The 13,744-nt window shown below is 69.1% G+C and carries 12 protein-coding genes; 10 read left to right on the plus strand and 2 right to left on the minus strand.

Features of this window, described 5'->3' with window-relative positions:
- The first annotated feature begins 18 nt into the window (after positions 1 to 18).
- The 6 genes from ACWHMB_RS03510 (at position 19) to ACWHMB_RS03535 (ending at position 6,890) form a co-directional block, all read left to right on the plus strand.
- Positions 19 to 447 (plus strand): DUF2147 domain-containing protein, encoded by a 429-nt coding sequence (locus ACWHMB_RS03510; RefSeq protein WP_377481409.1) that lies wholly within the window; start codon positions 19 to 21, stop codon positions 445 to 447.
- Between the two features lie 21 nt (positions 448 to 468).
- Entirely contained in the window at positions 469 to 2,952 is a 2,484-nt protein-coding gene (locus tag ACWHMB_RS03515) for a 3-hydroxyacyl-CoA dehydrogenase/enoyl-CoA hydratase family protein (RefSeq protein WP_377481406.1), read from the plus strand.
- Positions 2,953 to 2,977: 25 nt separating this feature from the next.
- A complete protein-coding gene (locus ACWHMB_RS03520; protein WP_377481403.1) occupies positions 2,978 to 4,186 on the plus strand; it encodes an acetyl-CoA C-acyltransferase in 1,209 nt (402 codons plus the stop codon).
- A gap of 76 nt (positions 4,187 to 4,262) precedes the next feature.
- Positions 4,263 to 5,135 carry an acyl-CoA thioesterase gene (locus tag ACWHMB_RS03525; protein ID WP_377481400.1) on the plus strand — a complete coding sequence of 291 codons (873 nt, stop codon included), beginning with the start codon at positions 4,263 to 4,265 and terminating at the stop codon, positions 5,133 to 5,135.
- Positions 5,136 to 5,345: 210 nt separating this feature from the next.
- Positions 5,346 to 6,089, plus strand: a complete 744-nt coding sequence (locus tag ACWHMB_RS03530) for an SDR family oxidoreductase (RefSeq protein WP_377481397.1) — start codon at positions 5,346 to 5,348, stop codon at positions 6,087 to 6,089.
- A 198-nt stretch (positions 6,090 to 6,287) separates the two neighbouring features.
- The gene (locus ACWHMB_RS03535; protein WP_377481394.1) at positions 6,288 to 6,890 is read left to right on the plus strand and encodes a 2-hydroxychromene-2-carboxylate isomerase; all 603 of its coding nucleotides are present in this window, start codon (positions 6,288 to 6,290) and stop codon (positions 6,888 to 6,890) included.
- 1 nt (position 6,891) lies between these two features.
- On the opposite strand, the gene ACWHMB_RS03540 is transcribed toward ACWHMB_RS03535, so the two are convergent.
- A complete protein-coding gene (locus ACWHMB_RS03540) occupies positions 6,892 to 7,977 on the minus strand; it encodes a tellurite resistance/C4-dicarboxylate transporter family protein (RefSeq protein WP_377481391.1) in 1,086 nt (361 codons plus the stop codon).
- 144 nt (positions 7,978 to 8,121) lie between these two features.
- Here ACWHMB_RS03540 and ACWHMB_RS03545 point away from each other — a divergent pair, with 144 nt between their 5' ends.
- The 3 genes from ACWHMB_RS03545 (at position 8,122) to ACWHMB_RS03555 (ending at position 11,279) form a co-directional block, all read left to right on the plus strand.
- Positions 8,122 to 9,924, plus strand: a complete 1,803-nt coding sequence (locus ACWHMB_RS03545) for a chloride channel protein (protein WP_377481388.1) — start codon at positions 8,122 to 8,124, stop codon at positions 9,922 to 9,924.
- A 25-nt stretch (positions 9,925 to 9,949) separates the two neighbouring features.
- Positions 9,950 to 10,723 carry an enoyl-CoA hydratase gene (locus tag ACWHMB_RS03550; protein ID WP_377481385.1) on the plus strand — a complete coding sequence of 258 codons (774 nt, stop codon included), beginning with the start codon at positions 9,950 to 9,952 and terminating at the stop codon, positions 10,721 to 10,723.
- A 70-nt stretch (positions 10,724 to 10,793) separates the two neighbouring features.
- Positions 10,794 to 11,279, plus strand: coding sequence for a thioesterase family protein (locus ACWHMB_RS03555; protein WP_293225609.1), 486 nt, complete (start codon positions 10,794 to 10,796; stop codon positions 11,277 to 11,279).
- A 5-nt stretch (positions 11,280 to 11,284) separates the two neighbouring features.
- Here ACWHMB_RS03555 and ACWHMB_RS03560 read toward each other — a convergent pair whose 3' ends face one another.
- Positions 11,285 to 11,749: an acyl-CoA thioesterase gene (locus ACWHMB_RS03560; protein ID WP_447648437.1), complete on the minus strand. Its 465-nt coding sequence runs from the start codon at positions 11,747 to 11,749 to the stop codon at positions 11,285 to 11,287.
- 44 nt (positions 11,750 to 11,793) lie between these two features.
- Between ACWHMB_RS03560 and ACWHMB_RS03565 the strand changes: the two genes are divergently transcribed.
- Positions 11,794 to 13,713: an ABCB family ABC transporter ATP-binding protein/permease gene (locus tag ACWHMB_RS03565; RefSeq protein ID WP_377481382.1), complete on the plus strand. Its 1,920-nt coding sequence runs from the start codon at positions 11,794 to 11,796 to the stop codon at positions 13,711 to 13,713.
- The last annotated feature ends 31 nt before the right edge of the window (positions 13,714 to 13,744 follow it).

Consider the following 13,744-nt stretch of genomic DNA (forward strand, 5'->3'; position numbering starts at 1 on the left):
AATCGCATGAGAGCCCTCATGAAACAAGCGCTGACAGCTATCGCATTGGGAGCATTCCTGCTTCCCGCCTGGGCCCAGATGACCCCCGTCGGCACCTGGAACAGCATCGACGACAAGACCCAGGAGCCCAAGGCCGAGATCCGCATCACCGAGGGCGCGAACGGCCTGTCGGGCCGCATCGAGAAAACCCTGCGCCCCGGCGCCAAGACGGTGTGCGACGAGTGCACCGACGAGCGCAAGGGCCAGCCCATGGTGGGGCTGGAGATCATCCGCGGCGGCAAGAAGGATGCGGACAAGGACACCTGGGAGGGCGGCACCATTCTCGATCCCGAAAACGGCAAGCAATACCGCGCCAGCTTCACCCCCATCGAGGGCGGCAAGCAGCTGCAGGTGCGCGGCTACCTGGGGCCGTTCTGGCGCACGCAGATCTGGCAGCGCGTGCCATAAGCCCATTCAATGGAAAACACCATGACCCGATTCAACGTGAAAAAAGTCGCCGTGCTCGGCGCCGGCGTGATGGGCGCGCAGATCGCGGCGCAGCTCGTCAATCTGAAAGTGCCTGTGGTGCTGTTCGATCTCCCTGCGAAAAATGATCCCCCCACGCTCCCCGCTGTGCGTGGTTCGCTGCCCCCAGAGGGGGCGGGCGCCGCCTTGGGGCGGCCCGGCGGCGGCGCAGGCCCCAAGAACGGCATCGTGCTGAACGCGATCGCCAACCTGAAGAAGCTCAAGCCCTCGCCCATCGGCGTGGCGGCGGACGCCGAGCTGATCGAGGCGGCCAACTACGACGACGACCTGAAAAAGCTCAAGGGCTGCGACCTGATCATCGAGGCCATTGCCGAGCGCATGGACTGGAAGAGCGACCTGTATCACAAGATCGCCGCCTCGGTGGGCAAGAGCGCCATCCTCGCCAGCAACACCTCGGGCCTGTCGATCACCGAACTGTCGCAGGCGCTGCCCGAGCAGCTGCGCCATCGTTTTTGCGGCATCCACTTCTTCAACCCGCCGCGCTACATGCACCTGGTGGAGCTGATCGCCACGCCGACCACCGATGCGGAGGTGCTCGACCAGCTGGAGGCCTTTGTCACCAGCGGCCTGGGCAAGGGCGTGGTGCGCGCCAAGGACACGCCCAACTTCATCGCCAACCGCATCGGCATCGGCAACCTGCTGCTGACCATGAAGGAGGTCGAGCGCTACGGCCTGACGTATGACGTGGTCGACGACCTGACGGGCAAGCGCCTGGGCCGCGCCAGCAGCGGCACCTTTCGCACCGCCGACGTGGTGGGCCTGGACACGCTGGGCCACGTGATCAAGACGCAGCAGGACAAGCTGAGCGCCGAGACCGACCCGTTCTACGCCGCCTTCGGCACGCCGGCCGACCTGGCCAAGCTGATCGAGCTGGGCAACCTGGGGCAAAAGACCAAGGCGGGCTACTTCAAGAAGGTGGGGCGCGACGTGCTGCGCTTCGATGCGAAGAGCGGCAGCTACGTGCCGGCCGGCGCCAAGGCCAATGCGGTGTACGGCCGCATGCTGCAGCGCCCCGCCGCCGAGCGCCTGAAGCTGCTGCGCGATTCGACCGGCGCCGAGGGGCAGTTTTTGTGGGCCATCCTGCGCAACGGCTTTCACTACGCCGCCGTGCATCTGCAGAGCATTGCCCACACCGCGCGCGACGTCGACCAGGCCATGCGTTGGGGCTTCGGCATGAAGCAGGGTCCCTTCGAGCTGTGGCAGGAGGCCGGCTGGCTGGAGGTGGCGAAGATGGTGCAGGCCGACATCGACGCCGGCAAGGCGGTTTGCACCGCGCCGCTGCCCGACTGGGTGTTCAAGGGCCCGGTGGCCGAGGCCGGCGGCGTGCACACCGACAAGGGTTCGTGGAGCCCGAGCACCGGCGCCTTCGAGCCGCGCCGCACGTTGCCGGTGTATCAGCGCCAGATCTTTCCCGAGCTGCTGCTGGGCGAAGGCGGGCCGCGTTCTGCAGAAGCCGGCAAGACGGTGTTCGAGGACAAGGCGATCCGCGTGTGGACGCTGGACGATGACGTGCTGATCGCCTCGCTCAAGACCAAGATGCACGTCATCAGCCCGCAGGTGGCCGAGGGCTTCACGCAGGCGCTGGACAGCGCCGAGCGCGACTTCCAGGGCCTGGTGATCTGGCACGACGACGAACCGTTTTCCGTCGGCGCCGACCTCGAATCCATGCTGCCCGGCTACGTGGCCGGCGGCGCCGACCTGGTCGGCTCGATGGAGCAGGAGCTGCAGGACATGATGCTGCGCGTGCGCTACGCCCAGGTGCCGGTGGTCGCGGCCATCCGCGGCATGGCGCTGGGGGGCGGTTGCGAGCTGTCGGTGCACTGCGCGCGCCGCGTGGCGCACCTGGAAAGCTACATGGGTCTGGTCGAGGTCGGCGTCGGCCTGGTGCCCGGCGGCGGCGGTCTCACCTACATCGCCCGCCGCGCGGCCGAGAACGCGCAGGCCAGCACCGGCAAGGACCTGCTGCCCTTCCTGACCGAAGGCTTCACCGCGGCCGCCATGGCCAAGGTGGGCACCAGCGCCATCGAGTCGCGCCAGCTGGGCTGGCTGCAGTGGAGCGACGTGATCGTGCCGCACAAGGACGAGCTGCTGCACGTGGCCGTGAGCGAAGCCAAGGCCATGCATCAGGCCGGCTGGCGCGCGCCCGTGAAGCGCCTGTTCCCGGTCGCGGGACGCGACGGCAAGGCCACCATCCTGGGGCAGCTGGTCAACCTGCGCGACGGCGGCTTCATCAGCGCGCACGACTTTCACATCGCCAGCCTGATCGCCGGCGTGGTGACCGGCGGCGACGTCGATCCCGGCACGCTGGTGAGCGAGGAATACCTGATGACGCTGGAGCGGCGCGCCTTCACGGGCCTGCTGGGCCACCCCAAGACGCAGGCCCGCATCATGGGCATGCTGGCCACGGGCAAGCCGCTGCGCAATTGAGCGCGCGGCAAGGAGCAAACGAATCATGAGCAAACAAATCCAGGACGCCTACATCGTTGCCGCCACGCGCACGCCGATCGGCAAGTCGCACAAGGGCTATTTCCGCAACACCCGGCCGGACGATCTGCTGGCCACGGTGCTGCGCTCGGCGCTCCGGCAGGCGCCGGGGCTGGACCCCGCCGCCATCGAGGACCTGATTTGCGGCTGCGCCATTCCCGAGGCGCAGCAGGGCCTGAACGTGGCGCGCATCGGCGCGGTGCTGGCGGGGCTGCCCAAGTCGGTGGGCGGCATCACCGTCAACCGCTTTTGCGCCTCGGGCCTGTCCGCCGTGCAGATCGCGGCCGACCGCATTCGCGTGGGCGAGGCCGAGGTGATGATCGCCGCCGGCGTGGAGAGCATGAGCATGGTGCCCATGATGGGCAACACGCCCTCGCTGTCGCCGGCGATCTTTGCCGACACCGACAACGTGGATGACTACGGCATCGCCTACGGCATGGGCCTGACGGCCGAGAAGGTGGCGCAGCAGTGGCAGGTCTCGCGCGAGGCGCAGGACGCCTTTGCGCTGCAGTCCAACCAGCGCGCCACGGCCGCCATCGCGGCGGGCGAGTTCAAGGACGAGATGACGCCGGTCGAGGTGACGGCGCGCGGCGCCAACCTGAAGACCGGCGAGCCGGTGCTGACGACGCGCACGGTGGACATCGACGAAGGCCCGCGCCCCGACACCAGCCTGGCCGGCCTGGCCAAGCTGCGCACGGTGTTTGCCGCACGCGGCAGCGTGACGGCGGGCAACAGCAGCCAGACCAGCGACGGCGCGGGCGCGCTGATCCTGGCCAGCGAGGCGGCGGTCAAGCGCTTCGGCCTGACGCCGCTGGCGCGCTTCGTGTCCTTTGCCGCGCGCGGCGTGCCGCCGCAGATCATGGGCGTGGGCCCGATCGAGGCCATTCCGGCGGCGCTGAAGGCCGCGGGCCTCAAGCAGGACGACCTGGGCTGGATCGAGCTGAACGAGGCCTTTGCCGCGCAGTCGCTGGCGGTGATGAACACGCTGCATCTGGACCCGGCGCGCGTCAACCCCATGGGCGGCGCCATCGCCCTGGGCCACCCGCTGGGCGCCACCGGCGCAATCCGGTCGGCGACAGTCGTTCACGCCCTGCGGCGCCACAATCTGAAGTACGGCATGGTCACCATGTGCGTGGGCATGGGGCAGGGCGCGGCGGGCATCTTCGAGCGCGTTTGAGCTTCACGGAATATGAGTCGAATCGGCCTCTGGCGCTTGCTTGACAAGCGCCAGCAGCTATCAATTTAGGATTTTTATGGATGGGGATGGGGATGGGGATGCGGGTCGCGCCGAGCACGCTTTCGATCGCGCGGTGGCGCTGCAGCCGTTGCCGGCCGGCGCGGCCGGCGCGCCGCGGCGCTTTCGTGGCCACACCAGCGCCGACTACGCCAACATGGTCGGTCCCTTTGGCGGCATCACCGCCGCGCAGGCGCTGCAGGCGGTGCTGCTGCATCCCGACCGGCTGGGCGAGCCGGTGGCCTTCACCGGCAACTTCGCCGCCGCGCTGGCCGACGGCCCGTTCACGGTCGAGTCCGTGCCGGCGCGCACCAACCGCTCGACCCAACACTGGACCGTCACCGTGCACCAGCCCGATGCGTCGGGCCGGGACGCCGTGGTGTTCACCGCCACCGCGGTCACGGCCGTGCGGCGCGCCACCTGGGGCGCCACCGACCGCACGATGCCGGCGGTGCCCGCGGCCGATGAAGTGCCCAGCGCGCCGCGCATCGCGCACGTGGCCTGGTTCGGCCGCTACGACATGCGCTATTTCGAAGGCCCGATGCCGCGCGAATGGGACGGCGCCGAAACGCCCGGCAGTGAAACCGGCCTGTGGGTGCGCGACGAGCCGCCGCGCCCGCTGGACTACGCCAGCCTGACCGCACTGTGCGACAGCTTCTACCCCCGCGTGTGGCTGCGCCGCGCCACCCGCACGCCGATCGGCACCATCTCGTTTTCGGTCTATTTCCACGTCGACGCCGCGCTGCTGGCCGCCTGCGGCACCGGCCACGTGCTGGCGCAGGCGCGCGGGCAGCGCTTTTTCAACGGCTACTTCGACCAGAGCGGCGAGTTGTGGAGCGCCGCCGGACAGTTGCTGGCGACCACGCATCAATTGGTCTACTTCAAGGAGTGAGGGCACTCAACGTATTGAAAACAGCCGAACGCAGAGGACGCAAAGATCACGCAAAGGGCGCAAAAAATTCATAAATGAAATCGCTGTTCAGCCCTTTATGAATAAGCACAAACAGCTCCTTTTTCAAGAGCAATTTATTCAGGTATTTTTTGCGTCCTCTGCGAATCCTTTGCGTCCTCTGCGTTCGGCTGTTAAAAAAGGAAATTCACCATGCCCTCCAAAGCTGCTCTCATCGTCGGCGCCGGTGACGCCACCGGCGGCGCCATCGCCCGCGCCTTTGCGCGCGAGGGCTACGCCACCTGCGTCACGCGCCGCCAGGCCGACAAGCTGGCGCCGCTGGTGGCGCAGATCGAGTCCGCGGGCGGCATCGCGCACGCCTTCGGCAGCGACGCGCGCAAGGAGGACGAGGTGGTGGCGCTCGTCGAGCGCATCGAGCGCGAGGTCGGCCCGATCGAGGTGCTGGTGTTCAACATCGGCGCCAACGTGCCCGAGAGCATCCTGACCGAAACCGCGCGCAAGTACTACAAGGTGTGGGAGATGGCCTGCTTCGCCGGCTTTTTGAACGCGCGCGAAGTGGCCAAGCGCATGATGGCGCGGCCCCTGCCGACCGGCGGGCAGCGCGGCACCATCCTGTTCACCGGCGCCACCGCCTCGCTGCGCGGCAGCGCGCGTTTCGCGGCCTTTTCCGGCGCCAAGGCGGCGCTGCGCGCGCTGGCGCAAAGCATGGCGCGCGAGCTGGGACCCGAGGGCATCCACGTGGCGCATCCGGTGATCGACGGCGGCATCGACACCGAGTTCATCCGCACCCAGTTTCCCGAGCGCTACGCCCTGAAGGCGCAGGACGGCATCTTGAACCCCGAGCACATCGCCGCCCAGTACGTGATGCTGCACCGCCAACCGCGCGATGCCTGGACGCACGAGCTCGATCTGCGCCCCTGGATAGAGAAGTTTTGACCACCCCCGTTGCTCCACTCGCTGCGCGATGTTGCGCCTCCCCCCTCGAGGGGGCATCGCCAGTGACCGGGGAAACCCCGGCCACGGCGATCGCTGGCCTGGCCTGCTCTGCGGCCATGGGACTCATTTTGGTTGATGCGCGACCGTCCGTGGTTGCGATGATGAAAGCGCAAGAGTGAAAGCGGAAGAGGAGCAATCATGACCCGCAAGACCGTTGAGTTCTACTTCGACTTCGGCAGCCCCGCCACCTATCTGGCCTGGACGCAGCTGCCCGCGCTGTGCGAGCAGGCCGGCGCCGAGCTGGTTCACAAGCCCATGCTGCTGGGCGGCGTGTTTCAGGCCACGGGCAATCGCTCGCCGGCCGAGGTGCCGGCCAAGAGCCGCTACATCCGCCGCGACCTCGAGCTGTACGCCGCGCGCTACGGCGTGCCGATGCGCTTCAACCCGCACTTTCCCATCAACACCTTGCTGCTGATGCGCGGCGCCACCGCGATGCAGATGCTGGACGGCGGCGCGCGCTTTGGCGACTACTGCCGCGCCATGTTCCACGCCATGTGGGTCGATGAAAAAAACATGGGCGACGCGGCCGTGGTCGGCGCCGTGCTGCACGCCGCGGGCTTCGATCCGGCCGAGCTGCTGGCGCAGGCCGGCCAGCAGCCGGTCAAGGACCGCCTGAAGGCCGTCACCGAGGAAGCCGTGGCGCGCGGCGTGTTCGGTGCGCCGACGATGTTTGTCGGCCAGCAGATGTTCTGGGGGCAAGACCGGCTGGACTGGCTGCGCGAGGCGCTGGCGCAACGCTGATTCAATGCCGCGCGCGCCGGCCCACGCCCCATTGCCACGCACGCAGCAGCGAGTCGGCGCAGGCCAGCAGCCAGGCCAGCAGCGCGGCCAGGCCGAACAGGGGCGGCAGGGCGTCGATCACGTTCAGCCCCAGGGCGCGCGTGAGCTCGCGCGTGCACACCGCGTACATGCCCAGCGGAAACACCACGCCCCAGTACATGGGGTCGTAGCGCAGGGGCACGTGGCGGATGGCGTAGCGCCAGACCTCGAGCACGATCAGCAGGGGGATCCACCAGGTGCCGCTGGCCCAGCAAAAGAGGGTGAAGCCTTCGATGAAGGGATGCATGGACTGCAGGAAGGGCGCCTGCGGCGCGGCCTGCACCAGCAGCGCGCCGGCCAGGGTCGAGATGGCCATGGCGCCCATGTTGATCCAGTAGGACGGGGTCAGGTCCTTGGCGGCCAGCGCGAAGAAGGTGTAGCGGTAGAAGATCAGCGTCATGATCCAGATGTAGAGCATGACGCCCCACAACCACAGCGCCAGCGCCAGAAAGTGCATCGCCAGGCGTGGGCCCTCGGTCAAGCCGGGAGCCAGCAGCACGCCCAGCACCGCCACCGACTGCGTGGCGACGACGGCCAGCAGCCAGGCGCCGCCGATGCCGCGGTCCAGCCGGGGCTTGTTGGGGGTGGTGGTGAGGATGGCGAAGATGCCGTAGGTGAGCACCAGCCACAGGCCCGCGGTGAGCCACCACAGCGCCTCGGCGGCGGTGCGCGGGCCGCCCAGCAGCAGGCACTGGCTGCCCAAGACGCCCGAGGCCGCCACGATGGTGAAGAAGCCCGGGCTGCGCCCGTGGTGCCGCAGGTCGGCGACGAAGCGGGCCGTGTGGCGCAGCAGGCGCAGCACGGTCAACACCCACAGCCCCGCGTACAGCACGGCGTTGGTGGCCAGCAGGGCGCGCGCCAGCACCGGCAGGCCCAGCTGCTGCACGGCGATGGAGACGATGCCCGTGGCCATGACGATGCCGAAGCTGGCCGGCGGCAGCCCGGCCACCAGCTGGGACCAGGACCGGGCCGGCGCGGCGGTCGACGGGGACGAATCGGACGCGCGCATGCGGCCATTGTGCGGTGCCGGGCAGCGGACCGGGACGCGCCTTGACGCGGATTAAAATTTTGCGCTGGCCCCGCCGCACGGGGCCAGCCATCGGAGCGAGGACGTCACGGGCCCGCCCGCGCCCACCCCAAAAAGCCGAACCGCATGACCGCGCCCCAGCCTGACACCGCCGCGAGCCCGCAGTGGCGCGATTTCTACGGTCAGGACCGCTTCCTGCTGCTGTCGGGCCTGGCCATCGTCATCGGCGTCATCAGCTCGATCGGCGCCTACGTGCTGCTGATGGCGATCCGCTTCTTCACCAACCTGTTTTTCTTTCAGAGCCTGTCGTTCGTGGCGCGCTCGCCGGCCGACAACCAGCTGGGCGCCTGGGTCATCATCGTGCCGGCCATCGGCGGGCTGATCGCCGGCCTGGCGGCGCGCTACGGCACCGAGAAAATCCGCGGCCACGGCATTCCGGAGGCCATCGAGGCCATCCTCTACGGCAAGAGTCGCATGTCGCCCAAGGTGGCCATGCTCAAGCCGGTGGTGTCGGGCATCGTGATCGGCAGCGGCGGCCCGTTCGGCGCCGAGGGGCCGGTCATCGTCACCGGCGGCGCGGCGGCGTCGCTGCTGGCGCAGGCCGTCAGCCTGACCTCGGTCGAGCGCAAGGCGCTGCTGGTGGCGGGCGCCTGCGCCGGCATGACGGCGGTGTTCGGCACGCCGGTGGCGGCGGTGCTGTTCGCGGTCGAGCTGATGCTGTTCGAGCTGCGTCCGCGCAGCCTGCTGCCGGTGGCCATCGCCTGCGCGGTGGCGGGTTTTCTGCGCCCGCTGTGGTATGAGAGCGGGCCGCTGTTTCCGATGACCACCAGCGAGCCGACGGCGATCGCCATCGTTTCGGCCATCGCCGCCGGCCTGGCCTGCGGCGCGCTGTCGACCTCGGTCACGCGCCTGTACCACTGGATCGAGGACGGCTTTGCCCGCCTGCCCATTCACTGGATGTGGTGGCCGGCGCTGGGCGGGCTGGTGGTGGGCATCGGCGGCTACTTTCAGCCGCGCGCGCTGGGCGTGGGCTACGACGTGATCGGCGACCTGCTGGCCAACAACCTGGTGCTGGCCACGGCCGCCAGCCTGGTCATCGTCAAGGCCATCATCTGGGCCGTGGCGCTGGGCTCCAACACCTCGGGCGGCACGCTGGCGCCGCTGATGACCATGGGCGCCGGCCTGGGCGTGGTGATCGGGCGCTGGCTGCCCGGCGCCGACATCCAGCTGTGGGTGCTGGTGTGCCTGGCCGCCACCATGGCGGGCACGCTGGGCGCGCCGCTGATGTCCATCGTGTTCGCCTTCGGCCTGACGCACGACGCCAACGCCATCCTGCCGCTGCTGCTGGGCTGCATCGTGGCCTACGCCTTCACGGTGATCGTGATGCCGCATTCCATCCTGACCGAGAAGATCGTGCGGCGCGGCCGGCGCATCTACCGCGAGTACGGCGTCGACCCGCTGGAGCAGAGCTTCATCGCCGACGTGATGACGCGCGAGGTGAAGGCGATCGAGGCGCAGCTGCCCATCGCCGACGTCATCGACCAGTACTTCGGTAGCAGCCAGTCGCAGCGCGCCTACCCCGTGCAGCAGGACGGGCGGCTGCTGGCGATGGTGGAGCGGGCCGACTTCCTGAACCTGGATGCGGCGCTGCTGGCGCAGCCGGTCGCCAGCCTGATCGCGGCGCCGGCCGAGGCCTTTGCCCTGCCGGCGGAGACCCTGCGCATGGTGGCCTCGCGCATGGCGGCGCTGGACATCGAGCGGCTGCCCGTCATCGACGCGCCGGAGACGCGCCGGCTGGTCGGCATCGTCAGCCGCAGCGACCTGGTCAAGCCGCGGCGCGCCGCCTACGAGGAAGAATCGCAGCGCGAGCGCTTTTTCCTGACCTCCGCGCGCTGGCCCCGGCCGGGCGCGCGCGACGCCGACGAATGAACCCTTCTTTCACCCAGGAGCCTGCATGAGCGACATCCTCACCCACGTCGAAACCGGCGTGATGACCCTGACCTTCAACCGGGTCGACAAGAAAAACTCCATCACCCGCGCCATGTACGCCGCGCTGGCCGACGGCCTGGAGCGGGCGGCACAAGACGCCGCCGTGCGCGTGGTGCTGATCCAGGGCGATGCCACGGTGTTTTCGGCCGGCAACGACATCGGCGACTTCCAGGCCGCGCCGGCCGACCCCGGCCCGCGCGAGCAGCAGCCGGTGTGGCGCTTTCTGCGCGCCCTCGCCAGCTTTCCCAAGCCCATCGTGGCGGCGGTCTGCGGCCCGGCCGTGGGCGTGGGCACCACCCTGCTGCTGCACTGCGACCTGGTCTACGCCGGCGACAACGCGGCGTTCGCGCTGCCCTTCGTCAACCTGGGCCTGGTGCCCGAGGCCGGCTCCAGCCTGCTGCTGCCGCAGATGTTCGGGCTGCACCGCGCGGCCGAGGCGCTGCTGTTGGGCGAGCCCTTCATGGCCGAGGCGGCGCTCGAAGTGGGCCTGGTCAACCGCGTGGTGCCGCCCACCGAGTGCAACGCCATCGCCCAGGCCCAGGCGCGCAAGCTGGCGGCCAAGCCGATGAGCGCGCTGATCGCCACCAAGCGCCTGATGAAGGGCGGCCAGCAGGCGGCGGTGCTGGCGCGCATGGACGAGGAGGGCGAGGTCTTCGGCCGCATGCTGCACGAGCCCGCCGCGCGCGAGGCCTTTGCCGCCTTCGCGCAGAAGCGCAAGCCCGACTTCAGCAAGCTTTGAGGCCCTGGCGCCCGTCGCATAAGCGCCAGCAGCTATGATTATGATAGTTGTCGCGCCTGCCACCTGAACCATGAACGCCAAACCCGCCGCCCCTGCCCGGCCCTTCGAACCCGCCTTCGTCGCCGCGCTCACGCAGATGTTCGAAGAGCGCATCGCCTTCAACCAGCTGCTGGGGCTCCAGCTGGTCGAGCTCGCGGGCGAGCGGGTGTGCTGCCGCATCGACATGCGCCCGGAGCTGATCGGCCACTTTCAGCACCAGCGCCTGCACGGCGGCGTGATCAGCGCGGCGCTGGACGCCACCGGCGGCATCGCGGTGATGGCCGCCATCGGCGCGCGCCACATGGACGAGGCGCCCGAGCAGCGCCTGGCGCGCTTCACCAAGCTGGGCACCATCGACCTGCGCGTGGACTACCTGCGCCCCGGCGTGGGGACGCACTTCACGGCCAGCGCCGAGGTGATCCGCCTGGGTTCGCGCGTGGCCAGCACGCGCATGGCCTTTCACGCCGCCGACGGCAGCCTGCTGTCGACCGGCGCGGCGGCCTACATCGTTTCCTGACGCGGTCAGGGCGCCAGGTCGTGCACCGGCACCGGGCGCGGGCGGCCCTCGTCGTCGATGGCCACGTAGGTCAGCTGCGCCTCGGTCACCTTGATGTAGTGCCCCTGGTTGCGGATGCGCTCGGCATACACGCCCACGCTCACCGTCATCGAGCTGCGGCCGATGCGCTCCATCTTGGCCACCAGCGAGAGGATGTCGCCCACCCGCACCGGCTGCTTGAAGATGAACTGGTTGACCGCCACCGTGGCCATGCGCCCCTGGGCATAGCGCGCCGGCAGCACCGAGCCGGCCAGGGCCACCTGGGCCATCACCCAGCCGCCGAAGATGTCGCCGTTGGCGTTGGCGTCGCTGGGCATGGGGATGACCTTCAGCACCAGCGTGTGGTCGGCCGGCAGGGGCTCGTAGGGGGCGTTGACCGCGGTCTCGTTGGGCGGGCGCAGCACGGTGCTTGGGCGGGGATCGGATGGCATCGGCACAATGTCCTGTGAGGAATCGATGAAAGACATTTTCCAACATGCGCGCCGCCGCTGAGCCCATGCCCATGCCCGCGGGCACGGCCCCCCAGTCGGACTGGCGCACGCTGGCGCGCCTGGCACCCTACCTGTGGCGCTACCGCTGGCGCGTGGGCGCGGCGCTGCTGATGGTGACCGGCGCCAAGCTGTCCAACGTGGGCGTGCCCATCCTGCTGAAGGACCTGGTCGACCGCATGAACATCAAGGCCGGCGACCCGCTGGCCTTGGTGGTGGTGCCGGTCGGGCTGCTGCTGGCCTACGGCCTGTTGCGCCTGATGACCACCGTGTTCACCGAGCTGCGCGAGCTGGTGTTTTCCAAGGCCACGCAGGGCGCCACGCGCCAGGTGGCGCTGCAGACCTTCGAGCACTTGCACAGCCTCAGCCTGCGCTTTCACCTGGAGCGCCAGACCGGTGGCATGACGCGCGACATCGAGCGCGGCGTGCGCGCCATCGAGGCGCTGATCACCTATTCGCTGTACTCCATCATCCCCACGCTGGTGGAGGTGGCGCTGGTGCTGGCCATCCTGGGCACGCGCTTCGACGCCGGCTTTGTCTGGATCACGCTGGCCGCCCTGGGCGCCTACGTGGTGTTCACCGTGTGGGTGACCGAATGGCGCACGCGCTTTCGCGTCGAGGCCAACAGCGCCGACTCGGCCGCGCACAACCACGCCATCGACTCGCTGCTGAATTACGAGACCGTCAAGTATTTCGGCAACGAAGGCTTCGAGTCGCGCCGCTACGACGAGAGCCTGCGCCGCTACCAGCGCTCGCGCCTCAAATCCCAGTCCTCGCTGTCGCTGCTCAACACTGGCCAGCAGCTCATCATCGGCATCGGCCTGGTGGCCATGCTGTGGCGCGCCACCGCCGGCGTGGCCGACGGACACCTGTCCATCGGCGATCTGGTGATGATCAACGCCTTCATGATCCAGTTGTACATCCCGCTCAACTTCCTGGGCGTGATCTACCGCGAGCTCAAGCAGAACCTGACCGACCTGCACCGCATGTTCGCGCTGATGGACCGCCCGCGCGAGGTGGCCGACGCACCCGGCGCGCCCGAACTGCACACCAACGGCCCGGTCGATGTGAGCTTCGAGCACGTCGGCTTTGCCTATGAAAGCGAGCGACCCATCCTGCACGACGTCACGTTCAGCATCCCGGCCGGCAAGACGGTGGCGGTGGTCGGCCCCTCGGGCTCGGGCAAATCGACGCTGGCGCGGCTGCTGTACCGCTTCTATGACCCGTGCCTTGTGCCCCCACGCTCCGCTGCTTCGCATGCCGCGCTGCCCCCCGAGGGGGCTGCCGCCGACTTGGGGCGGCCCGGCGCCGGCGGCGGCCGCATCCTCATCGCCGGGCAGGACATCCGCACCGTCACCCAGGCCAGCGTGCGCCGCGCCATCGGCATCGTGCCGCAGGACACCGTGCTGTTCAACGACACCATCGCCTACAACATCCGCTACGGCCGCCCGGGCGCGAGCGACGAGGAGGTGCAGGCGGTGGCGCGCGCCGCGCGCATCCACGACTTCATCGTGTCCACGCCGAAAGGCTACGACACCATGGTGGGCGAGCGCGGGCTGAAGCTGTCGGGCGGCGAGAAGCAACGCGTGGCCATTGCCCGCACCCTGCTGAAGGACCCGCCGGTGCTGATCTTCGACGAGGCCACCAGCGCGCTGGACTCGGCCAACGAGCGCGCCATCCAGGCCGAGCTGGCCAGCGCCGCGCAGGGCAAGACCACCCTGGTCATCGCCCACCGGCTGTCCACCATCGTCGACGCGCACCAGATCCTGGTGATGAGCCAGGGGCGCATCGTCGAGCGCGGCACCCACCTGGAGCTGCTGGCCGCGCACGGCGCCTACGCCCAGATGTGGGCCATCCAGCGCAGCCATCAGCAAAATCCGGACGGCGATCAGGGGGCTGTCCACTAGGGTTGTCCACTAGTCGAAGCTTCGTAGAATG

This window comes from Ottowia pentelensis (assembly GCF_964341695.1).

Coding starts and splice junctions, on each gene's coding strand:
- ACWHMB_RS03510 (WP_377481409.1), top strand. CDS start 19: ATGAAACAAGCGCTGACAGCTATCGCATTGGGAGCATTCCTGCTTCCC.
- ACWHMB_RS03515 (WP_377481406.1), top strand. CDS start 469: ATGACCCGATTCAACGTGAAAAAAGTCGCCGTGCTCGGCGCCGGCGTG.
- ACWHMB_RS03520 (WP_377481403.1), top strand. CDS start 2,978: ATGAGCAAACAAATCCAGGACGCCTACATCGTTGCCGCCACGCGCACG.
- ACWHMB_RS03525 (WP_377481400.1), top strand. CDS start 4,263: ATGGATGGGGATGGGGATGGGGATGCGGGTCGCGCCGAGCACGCTTTC.
- ACWHMB_RS03530 (WP_377481397.1), top strand. CDS start 5,346: ATGCCCTCCAAAGCTGCTCTCATCGTCGGCGCCGGTGACGCCACCGGC.
- ACWHMB_RS03535 (WP_377481394.1), top strand. CDS start 6,288: ATGACCCGCAAGACCGTTGAGTTCTACTTCGACTTCGGCAGCCCCGCC.
- ACWHMB_RS03540 (WP_377481391.1), bottom strand. CDS start 7,977: ATGCGCGCGTCCGATTCGTCCCCGTCGACCGCCGCGCCGGCCCGGTCC.
- ACWHMB_RS03545 (WP_377481388.1), top strand. CDS start 8,122: ATGACCGCGCCCCAGCCTGACACCGCCGCGAGCCCGCAGTGGCGCGAT.
- ACWHMB_RS03550 (WP_377481385.1), top strand. CDS start 9,950: ATGAGCGACATCCTCACCCACGTCGAAACCGGCGTGATGACCCTGACC.
- ACWHMB_RS03555 (WP_293225609.1), top strand. CDS start 10,794: ATGAACGCCAAACCCGCCGCCCCTGCCCGGCCCTTCGAACCCGCCTTC.
- ACWHMB_RS03560 (WP_447648437.1), bottom strand. CDS start 11,749: ATGCCATCCGATCCCCGCCCAAGCACCGTGCTGCGCCCGCCCAACGAG.
- ACWHMB_RS03565 (WP_377481382.1), top strand. CDS start 11,794: ATGCGCGCCGCCGCTGAGCCCATGCCCATGCCCGCGGGCACGGCCCCC.